We start from the raw sequence: 18,398 nt of genomic DNA, 5'->3' as shown, positions 1-18,398 counted from the left end.
GTGAGCGCGACCATTGACCACCAGCCGGCAACAACCCACAGATGCTGCCCGCGGCGAGTTGGATAAGGCGCTCGCGCATTGTCGCTCGGCGTTTTTTGCGATCGCCGGATTCAGCGCCATCCTCAACATTCTGGCGCTGACAGGCTCCCTCTTCATGATGGAAGTCTACGACCGGGTGCTGCCCAGCCGGAGCGTGCCGACGCTGCTCGGCCTGCTGGCGCTGGTGCTGATCCTGTACGTCTTTCAGGGGTTTATGGACGCGCTGCGCGGCCGGTTACTGGTTCGGATCGGCCTCCGTCTTGACCAGGAGATGTCGGATCGGGTCTATGCGACGGTGATGCGGTTGCCGATCCAGGCGCCAAAGCGCGGCGAGTCGATCCAGCCGCTGCGCGACCTCGATACCGTCCGCGGCTATCTGTCCGGCCCGGGGCCAACGGCCTTCTTCGATCTGCCCTGGGTTCCGCTCTATCTCGCAATCTGCTTTGCCTTCCATTTCTGGATTGGGGTCACGGTGCTGGCAGGCGCGCTGGTCCTGGTTTCGCTGACGCTGCTGTCGGAACTGCTTGCGAAGAAGTCGGCGCTTGACGCCAATCGCATCGGCAATCAACGCGCGCGGCTGGCGGAGACCAGCCGTCGCAACGCCGAGGCTCTGACGGCGCTCGGCATGACCGGATGGATTTCGCGCCGCTGGCAGTCGTTGAACCGCAAATTCCTGTCCGGGCAGGTCGATTCGAGTGATCTTGCCGCGGGCCTTGGCGCGATGGGGCGAGCATTCCGGATGATGCTGCAGTCCGGCGTGCTTGCCGTCGGCGCGTATCTGGTGATCAACCAGCAGGCCACCGCGGGTGTCATTATTGCATCGTCTATTTTGTCGGCGCGGGCGCTCGCACCGGTCGATCTTGCGATTTCCCACTGGCGCAGTTTCGTCGGCGCCAGACAGGCGCGCCAGCGCCTGCACAAGCTGCTCATGTTGCTGCCGGAACTGAGAACGCCGACCTCGTTGCCGAAGCCGCAACGCGGTCTCAGCGTCGAGAATATCAGCGCGGCGCCGCCGGACGTCCAGCGTGCGGTCGTGCACGAGGTGACGTTCGCCCTGAAGGCCGGTAACGGGCTCGGCGTGATCGGCCCCAGCGCGTCGGGGAAATCGTCGCTGGCCCGGGTTCTGGTTGGACTGTGGGCGCCCGCACGTGGCGCCGTCCGGCTTGACGGCGCGACGCTGGACCAATGGGTGCCCGATGAACTCGGGCGCCACATCGGCTATCTGCCGCAGGACGTCGAATTGATCGAAGGGACCGTTGCCGAGAACATTTCGCGGTTCGATCCCGACGCCTCGTCGGAGGCGATCATCGCGGCGGCGAAAGCTGCTGGCGTGAACGAGCTCGTGCTGTCGTTGCCGCAAGGTTACGACACCGAGATCGGCGAGCAGGGCTCCGCGCTGTCGGCCGGCCAGCAGCAGCGCGTCGCGCTGGCACGGGCGCTCTACGGCGACCCGTTCCTGGTCGTGCTCGACGAGCCGAATTCCAATCTTGACGCCGAAGGCGACGAGGCATTGACGCAGGCGATCCTGGGCGTCCGCGCCCGCGGCGCGATCGTGATCGTGGTCGCGCACCGGCCGAGCGCACTGTCGGGCGTCGATCACGTGCTCGCGATGAGCGGCGGACGACAGCAAGCCTTCGGCCCCAAGGACGAGGTGCTGGCCAAGGTGCTGCGGCGCGATGGGCCTGTCAGCGCGCCCAAAGTTGTTCAAGCCGTCCAGGGATGAGCGATGTCTGACGCTGATTTGATCGACCCTCGTTCGTCCATTCGCGGACACATCGCGGTCGGGCTGGCCGCCATCATGCTCGTCACCGGCGGCATCGGCGGATGGGCGGCAACCACCGAAATTTCGGGCGCCCTGATTGCGCCGGGGAGTGTCGTGGTCGAATCCAACGCACGGAAGGTTCAGCATCCGACCGGCGGCGTCGTCGGGCAAATTGCGGTGACCAATGGCAAAGCCGTGACGGCCGGCGACCTCCTGGTCCGGCTCGACGAAACCATGACGCGGGCCAATCTGCAGATCGTGTCGAAGACGCTGGATGAAATGACGACGCGCCGCGCGCGGTTGCGTGCCGAACGCGACGGCGCAGCGGAAGTGTCATGGCCCTCGGCGTTCAAGGACCGGCGGCAGGAGGAAAGCGTTGTCGAGCTGATGACCGATGAGCAGCGTCTGTTCGAACTGCGCAACACCACGCGGCTTGGTCAAAAGCGACAGCTGCGCGAGCGGATCGCTCAGCTCAACGAGGAAGCGGTCGGCATCACTGCCCAGCAGGCGGCCAAATCGCAGGAACTGGATCTGGTCAACCGTGAGCTGGAGGGGGTGCGGCAACTCTGGAGCAAGCATCTGATCCAGATCAATCGCCTGACGGCGCTCGAGCGCGAAGCGGCCCGGCTCGATGGCGAACGGGCACAGCTGATCGCGGCGGCGGCGCAGGGACGCGGCAAGGTATCCGAGATCGAACTTCAGATCACCCAGATCGACCGCGAATTGGCCAGCGAAGTCGGCCGTGAAATGCGTGAAATCGACGGCAAGGCGGGTGAATACGCCGAGCGGAAAGTGGCGGCCGAAGACCAGTTGCGGCGGATCGACATCCGGGCCCCGATTTCAGGCACCGTCCACGAAATGAACGTCCACACGATCGGCGGCGTCGTCAGTGCCGGCGAGCAATTGATGCTGATCGTGCCGGACTCCGAGCGTTTGACGGTCGAGGCGAGGGTGGCGCCGCAGGACATCGATCAGGTGCGGGTCGGGCAGGCTGCCGCGCTGCGTTTTTCCGCCTTCAGCCAGCGCACGACGCCGGAGATCAATGGGGTCGTCAGCCGGATATCGGCCGACGTGACCACGGAACAGCGCACCGGCGTCACCTACTATACCGCGCGCATTGCCATTGCGCCCGAAGAGCTCGCGCGCCTCGGCGAGGTCAAGCTCGTGCCCGGCATGCCGGTCGAAGCGTTCATCAAGACAGCGGATCGGACGGTTGGCTCCTACTTGACCAAGCCGATGTTCGACCAGGTCGCCCGCGCCTTTCGCGAACGATAGCTCTTCCGGTTGGTGAGCGCGGCGTTGCCGCGCGTTTAAGACCCAGTTCGAGCTTTGAAGCTCTTGCCTGATTTGGGGTCGTAGCGCCCGCCGCCGAGGTGCTCGTGGCCCCAATTCATGATCTGCAGCAGGACGGGCTCCAGGCGCTTTCCTTCGTCGGTCAGCTGATAGGCGTATCGGACCGGGTTTTGCTGGTAGGGGTCGCGTTTCACCAGGCCCCATTCCGCAAGCCGCTTGAGACGTTCGGACAGGATGTTCGAGGGGACCCGTTCAGCGCTGTCCTGCAGCGCCTGAAAGGTCTGCTTGCCGTGCCACATCAGGTCGCGAACGATGAGCAGGGTCCACTTGTCGCCCACGACTTCCAGCGCGCGCGCGATGGAGCATGTCGATCGGAAGTCATGTTTTGCCATGGCGAACGTGCCCGCGTTTCCGGCACCGGACCTGCCCGGAACGGTGCCCCTCGATAATCTAGCAGACCGACTTGCATTTTTAAAGTGTCATGGCTAGTGTAACTTTCGATTTTAAAGCGACTGGCCGCGCCGGGCGGCTGATCGAGGTCGCGACGTCATGAACAGGATTGTGCTTGCCCATGCCGCCGCGGCGGCAGCCGCCTTGATCGCAGGGGCTGCCGTCGTAGCCACGCGCTCCGTCATTGGAGAGATCGACCCGATCTCGCTGGTTTTCTACCGCTATCTGATCTCGATCGCCTGCTTTGCGCCGTTTCTGCTGGCGATGTGGCCGCGCGGCGGCCTTGCGCTATCCGAATGTGCAAAGATCGCCGGGTTCGGGATTCTCTTCTTTGTGCTTTTTCCCTGGGCCTTCAATGCGTCGCTCCAGTACGTGCCGGCTGCGCGTGGCGCGGTTGGTCTGGCGACGATACCGATCCAGACCCTGATCGTCGCAGCTGCCTTCGGCCGAGAGAAGCTGACCACCGCGAAGGTGGCAGGTGTCGTGCTGGCGTTTTCCGGCATTGCGGTGGCGTTTGGCACCGCTGCATTCGGGCGGGGAAATGCCGATTACATGGTCGGAGACGCCCTGATGCTGCTGGGCGTCCTCTGCGCCGCCATCTACTCCGTTTTCAGCCGCGCGACCCTGATGCGCCACGGGCCGATTTTCGTGACGGCATTGGCGATGGCATTCGCCGTCGCTGCCTTATTGCCGGTTGTCGGTCTCCAGCAAGGCAGCGCGGCTTTGCCGGCGCTCAGCGCAAGAGGATGGCTCGCGGTGGCGTTCCTTGGAACAGTCGCCGGCGTTGTGCAGTTTTCACTTTTCATGTGGGCGTTGCGCTGGCTGCCGCCGACGACAACCGTTTTGTACCTGACGCTCAATCCAATCACGGCGATGGCGCTGGGCATCGCGATGCTTGGCGAATCGCTGACGGTGGAATTGGTCGCCGGGATGGCACTCGTTCTCGTCGGGATCCTGATTGGCACCGGTGTCGTCTCGGCCAATAGGAATTGGGCCCGGCAGACGTCATCGGGTTCGGCCCCCTAGAGTGCGCGAAGTGGTCGACAGGGTCCGCAACGCAAGTTCGACAGGGCGAGAAGGGTGGCGGTCCCCGCAATGGCCCAATATAACCCTTGGTTCTATGCCAAGGAGGTGAGCGGTTGCGCGAGCGTTATCAAGGCAAGTCCCTGAACCGGCTGGAGGATCATCGCTTCCTCACCGGGCGCGGCAGCTATGTCGCCAATGATCATGTGGCTGATGTGCTTTACGCCCATGTGGTCCGCTCGCCGCACGCCTTCGCGCGTATCATCAAGCTCAACCTGGATGCTGCCCGTGCGCTTCCCGGCGTGGTCGCAGTCCTCTGTGAAGCTGATCTCGCTGCCGATGGCATCGGCGAGTTGCCCTGCGTCACGGTGATCGACGCGGCCGAGCCGATCATCGCGCCGCCGCGCCCCGCGCTGGCCCGTGATTTCGTGCGGCATGTCGGCGATCCCGTGGTGCTCATTGTGGCGGAGACGCTGGAAGCGGCGGTGGCGGGCGGCGAAGTGGTCGACATCGCCTATAAGTCGCAACCTTGCGTCACCGTGGCGACCGCGGCGCTGAAGCCGGATGCCCCGCTGTTATGGAAAGAGGCGCCGGGCAATTCCGCCTTCCTGTTCCGGAAGGGCGATGCGGCGGCGGTTGCCGCGGCGATGGCAGAGGCTGCGCATATCGTCGAATGCGACCTGTTCAACAGCCGCGTCGTGGCGGCTCCCCTGGAGACGCGCGCGGCGATCGGCTTCCATGATCGCAAGACGGATCAGTTTCTGCTGTCGGTGACCGGCCAGGCCGCTCACGACACCCGCAAGGTGCTCGCCGGCGCCGTCTTCAAGATTCCGCTCGAACGGCTTCGCGTGGTGGTCCCTGACGTCGGCGGCGGATTCGGGATGAAGAACTACGTCTATCCCGAATATGCGCTGGTGCTGTGGGCGGCCAGGAAGCTCGGTCGCCCGGTGCGCTGGGTCTGCGAACGATCAGAAGATTTCGTCAGCTCGGCGCATGGCCGCGATTTCTTTTCCCGCGCGCGGCTCGCGCTCGACAAAGATGGCCGGTTTCTCGCGCTCGAAGTCAAAGCGGTCGCCAATATGGGCGCGTATCTGTCGACCAGCGGTCCCATAAGCTCCACCAATGCCGCCGGCAGCGCGATCGGCGGCGTCTATGACATCCCGTCAGTATTTTACGAGGTGCGCGGCGCCTTCACCAACACGCCGCCGATCGACGCCTATCGCGGCGCCGGCAAGCCCGAGGCCAATTATCTGATCGAGCGGCTGGTGAATCTCGCATCGGTCAAGACCGGTATCGATGCCGTCAAGTTGCGCCGCCGCAACATCGTCAGCACGTTTCCGCATCGCACCGCGATGGGCATGAAGATCGACGGCGGCCGCTTCAAGGCCAATCTGGACGACGCGATCGCGCTCGCCGATCGCGACGGTTTTCGCAAGCGCCGCAAACAATCTGACAAAGCCGGCCTGCTGCGCGGCCTCGGGATTGCCTGCTTCCTCGAAACCTCCCGCGGTGTGCCGTTGGAAATGGCGCGGGCCGCGTTCGAGACCGACGGCATGGTGTCGCTGGCGGTCGGTACGCAGTCCAACGGGCAGGGGCATGAGACGGCCTATCCGCAGGTCGCGGCCGACCTGCTCGGATTGCCGATCGATGCATTCCGCTTCCAGCAGGGCGACACGGATTTTCTGCCCGGCGGCAACGGCCATGGCGGCGCGCGTTCGATGCATATGGGCGGCACCGCTTTGGTGATGGCGATTGAAAAGCTGATCGAGAAGGGAAAGCTGATTTCAGCGCATCTGCTGCAGGCGCCCGCCGACCAGGTGGTGTTTGCCGATGGCCGTTTTGTCGTGAAATCCACCGAGCGCGCCATCGAGATCGGCAAGGTAGCCGATGCCGCACGGGATGCCGCCAATCTGCCGGAGGGATTGACGCCGGGGCTCGAAGGAAGCGCGACCAACAGTTCCGATCTCTACAATTTTCCGAACGGTTGCCATGTCGCGGAAGTCGAGATCGATCCCGACACCGGCGTCGTGCGGCTCGATCGCTACACCATCGTCGATGATTTCGGCCGCCTCATCAATCCCCGCGTGGCTCTCAGCCAGGTGCATGGCGGGGTGGCGCAAGGTATCGGACAGTCGCTGCTGGAGCACATCGTGTTCGACCCGGAGGGGCAGCTGCTCAGCGGCTCCTTCATGGACTACACGCTGCCGCGCGCGCAGGATCTGCCGAATTTTGCCGGCGGTCTGAATGAATCGTCGCCGACCAGGTCGAATCCGCTGGGCGTCAAGGGAACCGGGCAGGCCGGCAGCATCGCCGCGCCGCAAACCATCATGAACGCCGTGCTCGACGCCTTGTCGCCGCTCGGCATTGATGAACTGGACATGCCGGCGACGCCGTATCTGGTGTGGAGCGCCATTCAGAAAGCACGAACATCAGGACGGATTTCGAAATGAGCCAGGCCGCCTATGTCGCCGTCGATTGGGGCACCAGCAGCTTTCGGCTGTGGCTGATGAATCAAGCCGGCGACGTGCTGTCGGAACGACGCAGCGATGAAGGCATGATGGCGGCCGCCAAGACCGGCTTTGCCGCCGTGTTGCAATCGCATCTCGATGCCGTCGGCGCCGCCGATCACCTGCCTGTCATCATCTGCGGCATGGCGGGTGCCCGGCAGGGCTGGGTTGAAGCGGGATATATCGACACGCCGGCAAGCCTCACATCCATCTTGCAGCGTGCCGTCCCGGCTCCCGGAGGGGCGCGTGATATCCGCATCCTTCCAGGCATCGCGCAGCGCGACCCCAAAGCGCCGGACGTGATGCGCGGCGAAGAAACCCAACTTCTCGGGGCTCTCGACGCAGATGGGGAAGCGCTGGTCTGCATGCCCGGCACCCATTCGAAATGGGCGAGCGTCCGGGGTGGGACCGTCGAACACTTCACCACGTTCATGACCGGCGAACTCTTCAGCGCCGTATCGCAAGGGACGATCCTGTCGCTGGCCGTGGCGAACGCGGACGAAGCCGTGGATACCGAAGCCTTTAAATCGGCTGTCGTTGCCGCCTTTGAGGCGCCTGCGTTCGCGGCCAATCTGTTGTTCCAGGTGCGCTCGGGTCAGCTTCTATATGGCGGCAGCCCGGCCTCGGCCCGCGAGAAAATATCGGGAACCCTGATCGGTCTCGAACTGGCGGCGGGACTGGCTGGCGATCGGTCGAGGCGCGACATCACCCTGGTTTCGTCAGGCAGGCTCGAGGCGCTGTATCGATTGGCGTTTGACAGCCTTTCCGTTGCGGTCCAATCCATCGATTCAGATGATGCGGTCCGACGCGGTCTTGCCTTGGCCGCCAGGGCGATCTGGACATTGTAGAAGGATAAGCGCGTGAATCCTGTTGCATTCCCGCCGATGAAGCGTCCGCTGGTTGCGATCCTGCGCGGCGTGAAACCCGAAGAGGCCGAGGGCATTGTCGACGTGCTGATCGAACACGGCATGACGGCGATCGAGATTCCGCTCAACTCCCCGGATCCGTTCCGCTCTATCGAGCTCGCCGTGAAGAAAGCCACTGCCGATATCCTGATCGGTGCGGGCACCGTGCTGACGCCCGAGGATGTCGAGCGGCTCCATGACGTCGGCGGGCGGCTGATGGTTTCCCCGAACGTCGATCCGGAAGTCATTGCCAGCGCCTGGGACCGCGGCATGGTCACGATGCCCGGCGTTTTCACCGCGACGGAGGCGCTGCTGGCGGCGAAGGCTGGGGCTTCTGCGCTGAAATTCTTTCCGGCCGGCACCCTTGGGGCCTCGGGGATAACAGCGATCCGCGCCGTTCTTCCCGCAGGCCTGATGATCGCCGCCGTGGGCGGGATCTCCGACAAGAATTTTGCGGAATACACCAAGGCCGGCATTCATGCCTTCGGTCTCGGCACCAGCCTTTACAAGCCGGGAATGACCGCGGCCGAAGTCGCCGAACGCGCCAGGGCAACGATCCGCGGCTATGATGCGGCGATGCAGGAATCGAAGTAGGTCGGCGGACGCCTCCGTCCGCCGCATCGCCGTCAGCCGGCGACCTCGCTGGTGCGCGCCGGCACTGCCGGCGTTTCGGCCTGCTTCGGCTGGATCGACGGCGCATCCGCAACCATCGCGGGGCTGATCGCCGGCCTTGCCGCAAACAGCGCCATACGGCTCATCTGGCGGCCGGCGACAACGATCATCAACGCGCAGACGACATAGAGAGCGACGCCGAGCGCGTAGGTGTTGGCGATGCCGAACTCGATCGATAGCGCCATGCCCAGCACCGACGCCAGCATCGACATGATGCCGTTGGCGCTCCAGAAGTACGGATGGAGCTCGCTTTGGCGGCGCCAGATGCTCAGCCCCAGCGGGAACATCATGCCCATGCAGAACGCGGGCGGCGCCAGCAGCAGTATCGACAGCACGATGCGCATGCTTGTGGTTTCCGAGCGTGCCCAGGTCGTCAATGTTGGCGTCAGCAGTCCGGCAATCGCGAGCGTCGCGAGCAGTGCGACCAGCCGGGTGATGACTTCGCGGGTTCGGGGCGAACGCGCGCCGACCGTGGTGCTGCCTAGTCCGCCGAACAGCAGGATGGTGAACAGCACGACGCTGAGCCCATAGACCGGATGGCCCAGAAACACCATCAGTCGCTGAATCTGCGAGATCTCGATCAGCATGAAGCCGACGCCGATCGCGCAGAAGAACGTCACCGGCGGCGTCAGCGTCGCCAGCGGCGTTGTGCGCGCGAGGCGAATGAACGGCCCGACGACGTAGAACAGACAGGCCACCAGCGCCACCGCGATCAGCGCCAGCGTCATGGTGATCGCGGTGTTGTTGTGGGTGCGCGCCGACATCGGGGCTGCGACGAAATCACCAAAGCGCGCGGTGTAGAAGAAGAACGGGTTGTCGTCGGTGGACGGCGTGACGTTTTCCGGCAGCGAGGCGAAGTAGGCGGCATCGGCGGTACCGGAAATCAGTTTTGTCGTCACGGCGTCGAAGGCGACATCCGGACCCATCAGGATCCTGAAACCCTGGGCCTCCAGTCGCGTGCGCGCGGCCTGCCATTCGGCCGAGGTGAAGGCATCGGGCCGCGTAATTACGTTGACGATGTTGCCGACGTTGAGCGCGATCAGGTGATCCTTCAGTCCGGCGGCGGGAACGCCGCTGCGTTGCAGGGCTTCGGCCGCGATCGAAACCAGGCGATAGAATTCGCCGCGGTGGGTACTCGGATCGTACCAGCGCGAGACCGACAGCATGCCGCGCGGCTTCAGGGCGCGGTAGAAATCGCCCCATGCTTCGACGGTATAGAGCCGGTTCTCGGTGAGTGTCAGTCCGCCCGCGGCGGTCGCCGCCCAGGTGTCGATCAGCGAGATCTGCACCAGATCGTAGCGGTCGGAGGAATGGTTGATGTAGCTGCGGGCCTCGGCATTGATCAGGGATACGCCGGGCTGTTTGTCGAGATGGCCGGAGAAATCCGCGAATTTGTCGGTGAGAACCTCGAAAATCGCCGGATTGATCTCGATGCCGCTGACTTTCCTGGCGCCGAACAGCAGCGCGGAAAGAACGTCGCGGCCGCCGCCGACGCCGACGACCGCGACATCGGCCGTCGGCTGCACAAGATAAGCGCCGTTGATGACGTCGTCCTTCAGATAGCCGAGCTTGCCAAGGTCGCCGTCGAAGCGGGTGATGACGGTGGCGGCATCGGCGTCGATGTCGAGATATTTCTGATCGATCTTGGTCGTCGGCGCGCGCGAAAAGCCCCAGCCGAACGGCACGGATTCGCCCATCGCCGTCACGCGGACGCGTGAATAGGTGTTCCAGCGCTCGAACAACGTTCCGGTTTGTTGCGTGCCCTTGGCCCAGAACACGCCGAGATGGCTCTTGCCGGAAACATCCAGCGCCGCATGCACCATCGCGGCGGCTCCCAGCGACAGCGCGACGGCGCCGCTGAGACGCAGTGTGCGAACGTCGCCGCTGCCGCGCACCACCATCCAGCCGGCACCTGCGGCCATCGCGCCGATGCCCAGCGTGGCGCTGACGGGATCGATCACCAGCAGCACGAAGATGATGCCGAGACAGCCGACGGCGGCACCGGCGAGGTCAGCCGCGTAGAGCCAGCCGCCGCTATAGGGCATGCGCGTGAGCAGCAGCGTGATGCAGACGCCGCTTGCGGAGAGCGGGATCACGAAGGCGATCGTCGTGGTTAGCAGCGCCAGCCACAGATACTCAACAGGTACCAGCACCGGTGCGCACAAAAAGCAGATCATGGCGCCGACGCCGGTGACGGCAAACCAGGAGGCGTGGCGCGCGAATTCCGGTCCGACGCGTTCGGGCGCATAGCGGGTGGGGTTGTTGTAAACCTCCATCGCGCCGCGGGTCAGCCCGAGCATCGCCAGCGAAATCGCCGCAAACGCGAAATGGTAATACAGCATCACGCTGAAGAACCGCGTGATCAGGATCTGGTAGGATAGCGTGACCGATGCCAATACGAAAATCGCAAAATAGTGGCGGCCAGTAATTTTTGGGAAGGGCTGCAAAACAGGGCTCCTCAATGACGCCAACCAATGCGCGCTGCTGCCCCTTTGCCTATGCTAGATTCCGTAATGTTCGCTTAAATAAATCGCATGATTTGAAGCGCCGGGCGCAACGGACGCGATGGCTTGCGCGCAAGCACGGCCCATATCGCTCCCGGCGCAATGGTTAACGCAGGCCTAATGGCAATTTGCGGCGAAGCGGACGCGCCTCACGTCACCGGTCCCGGCGTGAACAGCGTGAGATCGTTGTGAATGCCCCAGCGGTCGGACCACACTTTGGTGCGGCCGCTCGCAACGTCGAGGATCAGGCGAAACAGATCCCAGCCCGTCTCCTCGATCGTGGCTTCGCCGGTGGCGATGCGGCCGGCGTCGAAGTCGATCAAATCCTTCCAGCGCCGCGCCAGTTCGGTGCGCGTCGATACCTTGATGACGGGGGCGGCGGCGAGCCCGTAGGGCGTGCCGCGTCCGGTGGTGAACACCTGCAATGTCATTCCCGACGCAAGCTGCAGCGTGCCGCAGATGAAGTCGCTGGCGGGCGTGGCCGCAAAGATCATGCCTTTTGTGCGCACCCGCTCGCCCGGCGACAGCACGTCGACGATCGGGCTGGTGCCTGATTTGACGATCGAGCCCAGTGACTTCTCCACGATGTTGGCGAGCCCGCCCTTCTTGTTGCCGGGCGTGGTGTTGGCGCTACGGTCGGCGTCGCCCTTGGCGAGGTAGCCGTCATACCAGTCCATTTCCTGGATCAGCGCGCGGCCGACATCCTCATTGGCGGCGCGCCGCGTCAACAGATGAATGGCGTCGCGCACTTCGGTGACTTCGGAAAACATCACGGCTGCGCCTGCGCGCACCAGCAGATCGGCGGCGAAGCCGAGTGCGGGATTGGCGGTCACGCCGGAAAACGCATCGGAGCCGCCGCATTGCAGGCCGATCACGAGGTCGGAGGCGGGGCAGGTTTCGCGGCGGCGGGCGTTGAGGACGGCAAGCCGCGCGTCCGCCATTTCCATGACGGCGTCGACGATGGCGCCAAACCCGTCGAACGCCTCGTCCTGCATCCGCACCACGCTGCTGTCTGTCCCTTCCGGAAGCAGCCGCTCGGGCACCAGCTTCTCACAGCCGAGGCCGACGACCATGACTTCGCCGCCGAAATTCGGGTTCAAGGCGAGGTTCTGCAGCGTCCGTATCGGCACGATCGCCAGCGGCGCATTGATTGCGACGCCGCAGCCGTAATTATGCGTCAGCCCGACGACGTCATCGACATTGGGATATTTCGGCAGCAGTTCGGCCTTGATGCGCTTGATCGCAAATTGCAGCGTGCCGGCGACGCATTGCACGCTGGTCGAGATCGCCAGCACGTTCTTGGTGCCAACCGAACCATCGGGATTGCGAAAGCCTTCGAACGTGTAGCCTTCAAGCGGCGCCTGCGGGGCGGAGACGGCGGTCGCGAGTTCGAGCTTGTCGAGCTCCGGCGGCGTCGGCATGTCGATGCGCGCCTCGTCGACCCATTCGCCGGCCAGGATCGGCCGGGCCGCGGTGCCGATCACCTCGTTGTAGCGGCGGATCGGCTCGCCCTCGGGAATGTCCGACAGCGCCACCTTGTGGCCCTGCGGCACGAAGGTGCGCAGCTCGAGACCGCAGGCAAAGCGGCTCTTCGCCGGCAGCCCGAGATCGTTGACCACGATCGCAACGTTGTCGTTGGGGTCGAGCCGGATGTAGCGCGGTTCAAAGGCCTGCGCCGTCGCAGTTCCCGTCACACAATTCTCCTTAAGCGTGCTCCTGCCGCATCCCGCGCCAGGCCGGACAAGTATAGGCCGTTTTGGCTGATATATGAAACTCACGTACCTGATGTCATGGCGGCGATCAGCTACCGCATGCCTTCAGCCATTGTGACGGGGCGGGCCAGTGCGCTAGCCTCGGTGCCAAGAAAATGTACCAAGAAACGCCAAAGAGAAAACGAAGGGGCAAGCATGGGCAAGAAGATAGCGATCGTCGGAGCCGGTGCCGTCGGCGGATATGCCGGCGCCCACATGGTGCAGGCGGGCGAGGACGTGACGTTCATCGATCCCTGGCCCGAGCATGTCGAGCACATGCGCAAGCACGGCCTGCGCGTCACCCATGCGATGGATGTTCCGGAATTCTCGGTTCCGGTACGCGCGCTGCACGTCACGGACGCGCAGCAGCTTGCGAAGGAGGCGCCGGTCGACATCGCCTTCGTCTGCATGAAATCCTACGACACCGCCTGGGCCACCATGCTGATCCGGCAATATCTGGCGCCGGACGGCTATGTCGTGTCGCTGCAGAACTGCATGAATGAAGAAACCATCGCCGGCATCGTCGGCTGGGGCAAGACGCTGGGGTGCATCGCCAGCAGCATCACGGTCAATTTGCCGGAGCCCGGCCACATCCATCGCGGCGCCGGCAAGCACGGGACCGCGCATACGGTGTTTCGCGCCGGCGAAGTGCACGGCCGCATCACGCCACGGGCGGAGGAAATCTGCCGCCTGGTCGGATACACCGACAGCGCCAAGGTCACCAGCAACCTGTGGGGCGAACGCTGGTCCAAGCTCGTCGCCAACGTCATGGGCAACGGGCTCTCCGCCTGCACCGGCATGACAGGCGGCCAGATGCTGGAGAGCGAGCCGATCCGCCGCTTCTCCACCCGGCTCGGCAGCGAAGCCATTCGTGTCGGCCAGGCGCATGGCTATCAGCTCGAGGAGATCCTGCATCTGCCGCCGGAGACCATCGCGCGGGCCGGCGAGGGCGACGAGGCGGCGATGCGCACCTGCGACGAGCAGCGCTTTGCGGACGGCAAGCGCACGGCATCAGGGCAACGCCCCTCGATGGGCCAGGACATGCAGAAGGGCCGGCGCACCGAGATCGAATTCATCAACGGCTTCGTGGTCGATGAGGGCGAGAAGATCGGCATCGCTTGCCGCGCCAATGCGGCGCTGACTGATATCGTGATGCGCGTCGAACGGGGCGAGCTGAAGCCGGATCCGCGGCACATCACCGAATTGCGGTTGAACTGAGTCGTGAACCGGTTACGTTAAGCCGATTGCTTCAATTTGAATATTCTCAACAAGGCTATCGGGAAGATTGCATGAGAAAAGCTCAGGTATGTCCTGGATCATCGCCCTCGCATTTTTCGTCTTTTGTTGGTGGGTCGCTAGACGGGCGAGCGAGCGGGCGACAGAACTTGCGCCAACCGGACTGTTGCGCTCGCCGCTTTACTGGGTGTCAAATGCGCTCGTTCTCGTTCTGTTAGCGCTCGTGCTTTACATCGCCCGCAGCCACGGGCATCGCCGACTCCGTCGTTCGTTTGGTTCACTGTTTTTGCGATCATCGTGGCTTTGCTTGTCATACGACGCGCGCTCAAGTGGCGTTATCCCGTCTAGGCGGCAAGTTTCTGACGCATTGTTTCTGTACGTCGCCGCGCTGGACCTCCGCCACGCCAGCCATTAAGTAATCCCGATGGACATTGCATCGGACGCGCCGCAGTCGCGCTATTTTCAGTCGCAGGGGCTCAAGCTTCATTTCACGGATTGGGGTAACGCGCAGGCACCGCCATTGCTGCTGGTGCATGGCGGCCTCGATCACTCCCGCAGCTGGGATTATCTGGCGCGGGCGCTGGCTGCGGATTATCACGTTGTGGCGCCCGATTTGCGCGGCCACGGCGATTCCGGCTGGGCTTTCGGCTCCAGCTACAGCCTTGCCGACCACGTCTACGATCTGACCGGCCTCGCGAAAGCGGAAGGTTTTGAGAAGGTCGCCATCGTCGGTCATTCGATGGGCGGCATGGTCAGCCTGACCTATGCCGGGGCTTTTCCGGAGCGCGTTTCAAAGCTGGTCGTGCTCGACGGCGTCACCAATTTTCCGGCGCGCCGCCCAAAGCCTGCCGACGTCAGGATCACGGATTGGGCCGGCGATCTCGACAAGCTGGCGCAGCGGAAAATCCACCGCTATCCGGCCGTGGCCGACGGCGCTGATCGGATCATTGGCCGCAACCCGCGGCTGACGCGCGAGCAGGCGCTGCATCTGGCCACCCACGGCATGAAGCGCAACGACGACGGCAGCTTCAGCTGGAAATACGATCCCTATTTGCGGGCGCGTGCGCCCTATCGGCTGTCACTCGAAGACAATATCGGATTGTGGTCGCGCATCGCATGCCCGACGCTGCTGGTCGCGGCCAGCGAAAGTTTTCTGCCCGATCCCGAGAAGGCCGGCGTGATGTCGCATTTCAGGCACGCCGAACTCGCCAAGATCGCCGGCGCCGGCCACTGGCTGCAGCACGACAGACCGGATGAGGTTCTGGGGTTGATCCAGCGGTTTCTTACGCAATCTTGAGGGCTGGCGTAGCACGGCCCGGCGGTTCATCGATTTCCTCCACACCGGCAGCCATCCGGCACATCATCATCGCTTCGCGCAAGGTCGCCGCGGCGATGTCGGCTTTGGCCGCCTCCCGCAGTTCTTCCAACGCTTCCTTGTCGAGGTTCTCGGCCCAGCAACCGAGCATGACGATCGTGGGCTTTGGCAATTGGCGACGCAGCCGCCGAACCGAGTAGCGCATGTGTGCGGGACTGCCGGCGTCGAGGTAGGACAGGCAGACGATCGCGACGCCGGTGAAATCCAGCTGCACGATCTTGCTTGACGAAAGCGCGTCCGCAGGCTCGACCCGTGCGCCGAGGCCGTGCGCGTTGGAAAGCTGTGCAAACAGCACCGCTGCGGCTTCGTCGAGCGGGGTGCGTCCGGCCAGGCAGAACACCGGCGCCTCTCCCTGCCAGTGAAGCGGAAGATCGGCTTTTTGCACGACCGGCAAATTGCTGGAAATCGCTGCATCCGGGACGGTTTCGACCGCGGCCGCCGCCTCGGCGTCCATGGTCGGCGAGGTCCCCTCGGGGATCGAATCGTCCTGGGTGGAAAGGTCACTGGCAAACTCGGTAACGGCGTCGCGAATCTTGGTCATGCGCGCCTGGTCCAGGGCATCGCGCTTTGCATCTGCCTGCGCGAGTTGCAGGCCTCGTAGGGCGACCTCGTCGAAGTACGAAGACAGCGATTTCTCCTTCAGGAATTCTTCGGCCTTTCCTGCCGCCTCGATCGGATCGCCGGCAAGCATTCGCTGGTAGAACATTTCCGGCGGTGACAATGCAGGCCGGTCGCCAAAAATCACGTCGAGAAATTCAAGCCGCTCGACATGACGTCCGAGGACGACGAGGCAAACCGTCAAAGGCGTTGCAAGGACGAGCCCGATGGGTCCCCACAATGCGGTCCAGAACGTCGCTGAAGCGACGATAGCGACGGGAGAAAGGCCGGTGCTCTGGCCGTAGGCGAGAGGCTCCACCACCTGGCTGATGATCGGTCCAATGCCCAGAAAAAGCACGATCGTCCATGCCAGCATCGACCAGCCGGGATCGACGGCGGCCGCCAACGCCAGCGGAAAAGCCGCGGAGATGGCTGTGCCGATGTAGGGGACGAACCGCAGCACGGCCGCCAGAATGCCCCAGAGGATCGCGCTGGGAATACCTATGAACGATAGTCCCGCCCCGATGAGCACGCCGAAAGTGGCGTTGATCATCAACTGAGCCAAAAACAGCCGGCTAAGGCGCTTCGCCGCATCGTCCAGCGCCGCTGTCGTGCGTTGCAAATCATGCGAGCCCGCCAATCGAATCAGGCGGTTTCGCAGATCCTCGCGCTGGATCAGGATGAAGATGACGAAAATGATGATGATGCCGGTGGTCGCCAGCGGATTGAGCAATGGTGCGATCAAGGTTCGCAGATTCTCCAGAGCTCCTGGGTCGGGCTGACGCACTTCAACGGGAATAGGCAGGGTCGTTCCGGCAGCGTTCGGCGCGCCGAGACGTGGGATTGCTCCCCGAGCCGACTTGTCCTCCTTTGGCCTGTCGAGCTCCCGGCTCAACTCCTGGAGCATATCCGCCGCACGTTCGAGGGTGCCGCTGCTCGCCGTGGCGCCGCGCACCGACTTGATCTTTTCACGCATCGTAGATTGATAAACCGGCAAGTCTCCGGCTAGTTGGGTCAATTGATTGGCGATCAGGGTGCCAAGGCCGAAGATCACCGAGAATGCCAGAAAGACGATGCCCACGACCGCCAGGCTGCGGGGAACGCGGGCGCGCTGCAGCAGTCCGACCGGCGGTCCGAGCACAAAGCTGAGAAGAATAGCGAGCGCGATGGGTACGAATATTTCTCGGCCGAAATACAGCGCCGCAATGAACAATGCGGCGAGGATCGAGCAGGCGACGGCACTCAGCAAAGCCAGCAACTCGTCCATCGTGCGTCCGGTGCTGACTTTTCGGGTGATCAAACTCATTGAAGCTTTCTGAGACGGTGCGGCAGTAGAAGCCCGCCGGCACAAAAAATGGTCTGAATATCCAGTCGTGAACCAAGACGCGACCGGCGCATAGGTTGCACCGGTCAGGGCGGTGTATTCACCGCAGACCACGGAACCATTTTGCGAACTGCGAACCAGCCTTCGTCAAAGGATTTTGGCGAGCAGGTTGCCAGCCGGTGCGGTCCGCGACATCGAACTAATCCGCCAACAACGGGTTATTCCTGCATGCAAAAAGGCAAACCACGCTGCGCCGGCCCAATGAACATGCAGCCCGTCGATCACAGTTCGACGAGGCCGGCACCGTTGCTTCCTGCAATGCCCGGCTCGGACGAAGCGGATCATTTGAGAGCATCAGTGCCGAAAACCAAACCGACCAGAGCCGATGCCGTCCGCGCCGCGAAGGCAAAGATCATGCGGCGCAATTCACTGCGAAAGCAGCGGCTGGCGCAAAAGGCATGACACCGGAAAAACCTCAGTTCCTGAAATCGTTTTCACGATCCAACTGTTGAAGGTATGACAGCCCATGCACGGTCAAGCGGTGATCGTTCGTTTCACCGTCAAGGTATAATTTCATCAGATGCCTTGAAAGACGCTCGCGGGCGCCCTTCGTCTCGGAACGGTCCGCAAGGGCGCCGTATATGCTCAGCGCGCGATCCACGGGTAGCGTTTGCATTGGGCCATCTCATCGGTTGAGTTCGATCTGAGGAGGTAAAGCCCGCTCCTCCGTATCGTTCCGGAATTATGCTGATGCAATCGTAAGCGTCAGGTTCGGAAAAACACGAAATAGACAATTGCCAGAGTGACAACGGCAATACCCAGGCTAATGATGAGCAAAAACAGTATCGACGGTCCAGGCTCGGCCTGGCGAGCTTCCGTTGGCGTTTCGATAATGACGCCGTGTTTTTTGATGGCCATACGGTTCCTTCGCTGGGACTATATGCCAAAGCCCCGGATCGA

General features: G+C 63.3%; 13 protein-coding genes. 8 read left to right on the top strand and 5 right to left on the bottom strand.

The features are described from left to right. Positions 1 to 13 precede the first annotated feature (13 nt). The gene (locus JQ558_RS18845; protein ID WP_212294523.1) at positions 14 to 1,762 is read left to right on the top strand and encodes a type I secretion system permease/ATPase; all 1,749 of its coding nucleotides are present in this window, start codon (positions 14 to 16) and stop codon (positions 1,760 to 1,762) included. A gap of 3 nt (positions 1,763 to 1,765) precedes the next feature. Further along, positions 1,766 to 3,076 (top strand): HlyD family type I secretion periplasmic adaptor subunit, encoded by a 1,311-nt coding sequence (locus JQ558_RS18840; protein WP_212294522.1) that lies wholly within the window; start codon positions 1,766 to 1,768, stop codon positions 3,074 to 3,076. Positions 3,077 to 3,111: 35 nt separating this feature from the next. Here JQ558_RS18840 and JQ558_RS18835 read toward each other — a convergent pair whose 3' ends face one another. After that, entirely contained in the window at positions 3,112 to 3,486 is a 375-nt protein-coding gene (locus JQ558_RS18835) for a helix-turn-helix domain-containing protein (RefSeq protein WP_212210912.1), read from the bottom strand. Positions 3,487 to 3,643: 157 nt separating this feature from the next. Between JQ558_RS18835 and JQ558_RS18830 the strand changes: the two genes are divergently transcribed. From JQ558_RS18830 to JQ558_RS18815, 4 genes are all read left to right on the top strand, one after another. Further along, positions 3,644 to 4,570: a DMT family transporter gene (locus tag JQ558_RS18830; protein WP_212294521.1), complete on the top strand. Its 927-nt coding sequence runs from the start codon at positions 3,644 to 3,646 to the stop codon at positions 4,568 to 4,570. A gap of 113 nt (positions 4,571 to 4,683) precedes the next feature. Further along, positions 4,684 to 7,017, top strand: a complete 2,334-nt coding sequence (locus JQ558_RS18825) for a xanthine dehydrogenase family protein molybdopterin-binding subunit (protein WP_212294520.1) — start codon at positions 4,684 to 4,686, stop codon at positions 7,015 to 7,017. Beyond that, positions 7,014 to 7,922, top strand: coding sequence for a 2-dehydro-3-deoxygalactonokinase (locus JQ558_RS18820; RefSeq protein ID WP_212294519.1), 909 nt, complete (start codon positions 7,014 to 7,016; stop codon positions 7,920 to 7,922). The genes JQ558_RS18825 and JQ558_RS18820 overlap by 4 nt, the downstream gene beginning before the upstream one ends. A gap of 12 nt (positions 7,923 to 7,934) precedes the next feature. Beyond that, a complete protein-coding gene (locus JQ558_RS18815) occupies positions 7,935 to 8,573 on the top strand; it encodes a 2-dehydro-3-deoxy-6-phosphogalactonate aldolase (protein WP_212294518.1) in 639 nt (212 codons plus the stop codon). A gap of 32 nt (positions 8,574 to 8,605) precedes the next feature. On the opposite strand, the gene JQ558_RS18810 is transcribed toward JQ558_RS18815, so the two are convergent. Both JQ558_RS18810 and garD read right to left on the bottom strand, forming a co-directional pair. Next, positions 8,606 to 11,047 (bottom strand): hypothetical protein, encoded by a 2,442-nt coding sequence (locus JQ558_RS18810; RefSeq protein WP_249142535.1) that lies wholly within the window; start codon positions 11,045 to 11,047, stop codon positions 8,606 to 8,608. Positions 11,048 to 11,304: 257 nt separating this feature from the next. Next, positions 11,305 to 12,849, bottom strand: coding sequence for a galactarate dehydratase (garD, locus tag JQ558_RS18805; protein WP_212294517.1), 1,545 nt, complete (start codon positions 12,847 to 12,849; stop codon positions 11,305 to 11,307). A gap of 213 nt (positions 12,850 to 13,062) precedes the next feature. Between garD and JQ558_RS18800 the strand changes: the two genes are divergently transcribed. Together JQ558_RS18800 and JQ558_RS18795 are read left to right on the top strand one after the other, a co-directional pair. Next, the gene (locus JQ558_RS18800) at positions 13,063 to 14,124 is read left to right on the top strand and encodes a ketopantoate reductase family protein (protein WP_212294516.1); all 1,062 of its coding nucleotides are present in this window, start codon (positions 13,063 to 13,065) and stop codon (positions 14,122 to 14,124) included. Between the two features lie 442 nt (positions 14,125 to 14,566). Further along, positions 14,567 to 15,439, top strand: coding sequence for an alpha/beta fold hydrolase (locus JQ558_RS18795; RefSeq protein WP_212294515.1), 873 nt, complete (start codon positions 14,567 to 14,569; stop codon positions 15,437 to 15,439). Here JQ558_RS18795 and JQ558_RS18790 read toward each other — a convergent pair. Continuing rightward, positions 15,426 to 17,420 (bottom strand): AI-2E family transporter, encoded by a 1,995-nt coding sequence (locus JQ558_RS18790; RefSeq protein ID WP_212294514.1) that lies wholly within the window; start codon positions 17,418 to 17,420, stop codon positions 15,426 to 15,428. The genes JQ558_RS18795 and JQ558_RS18790 overlap by 14 nt on opposite strands. Before the next feature lie 783 nt (positions 17,421 to 18,203). Further along, positions 18,204 to 18,356 (bottom strand): hypothetical protein, encoded by a 153-nt coding sequence (locus JQ558_RS18785; RefSeq protein ID WP_212210899.1) that lies wholly within the window; start codon positions 18,354 to 18,356, stop codon positions 18,204 to 18,206. Between the last annotated feature and the right edge of the window lie 42 nt (positions 18,357 to 18,398).

This window comes from Bradyrhizobium sp. AUGA SZCCT0160 (assembly GCF_018130105.1).
Lineage (GTDB): Bacteria > Pseudomonadota > Alphaproteobacteria > Rhizobiales > Xanthobacteraceae > Bradyrhizobium.
This window is presented reverse-complemented; position numbering and strand designations above follow the sequence as displayed.

What these genes read in the sequence shown, in the direction of transcription:
- JQ558_RS18820 (WP_212294519.1), top strand. Translation starts at nt 7,014, where the DNA reads ATGAGCCAGGCCGCCTATGTCGCCGTCGATTGGGGCACCAGCAGCTTT.
- JQ558_RS18830 (WP_212294521.1), top strand. Translation starts at nt 3,644, where the DNA reads ATGAACAGGATTGTGCTTGCCCATGCCGCCGCGGCGGCAGCCGCCTTG.
- JQ558_RS18795 (WP_212294515.1), top strand. Translation starts at nt 14,567, where the DNA reads ATGGACATTGCATCGGACGCGCCGCAGTCGCGCTATTTTCAGTCGCAG.
- JQ558_RS18840 (WP_212294522.1), top strand. Translation starts at nt 1,766, where the DNA reads ATGTCTGACGCTGATTTGATCGACCCTCGTTCGTCCATTCGCGGACAC.
- JQ558_RS18785 (WP_212210899.1), bottom strand. Translation starts at nt 18,356, where the DNA reads ATGGCCATCAAAAAACACGGCGTCATTATCGAAACGCCAACGGAAGCT.
- JQ558_RS18790 (WP_212294514.1), bottom strand. Translation starts at nt 17,420, where the DNA reads ATGAGTTTGATCACCCGAAAAGTCAGCACCGGACGCACGATGGACGAG.
- JQ558_RS18800 (WP_212294516.1), top strand. Translation starts at nt 13,063, where the DNA reads ATGGGCAAGAAGATAGCGATCGTCGGAGCCGGTGCCGTCGGCGGATAT.
- JQ558_RS18835 (WP_212210912.1), bottom strand. Translation starts at nt 3,486, where the DNA reads ATGGCAAAACATGACTTCCGATCGACATGCTCCATCGCGCGCGCGCTG.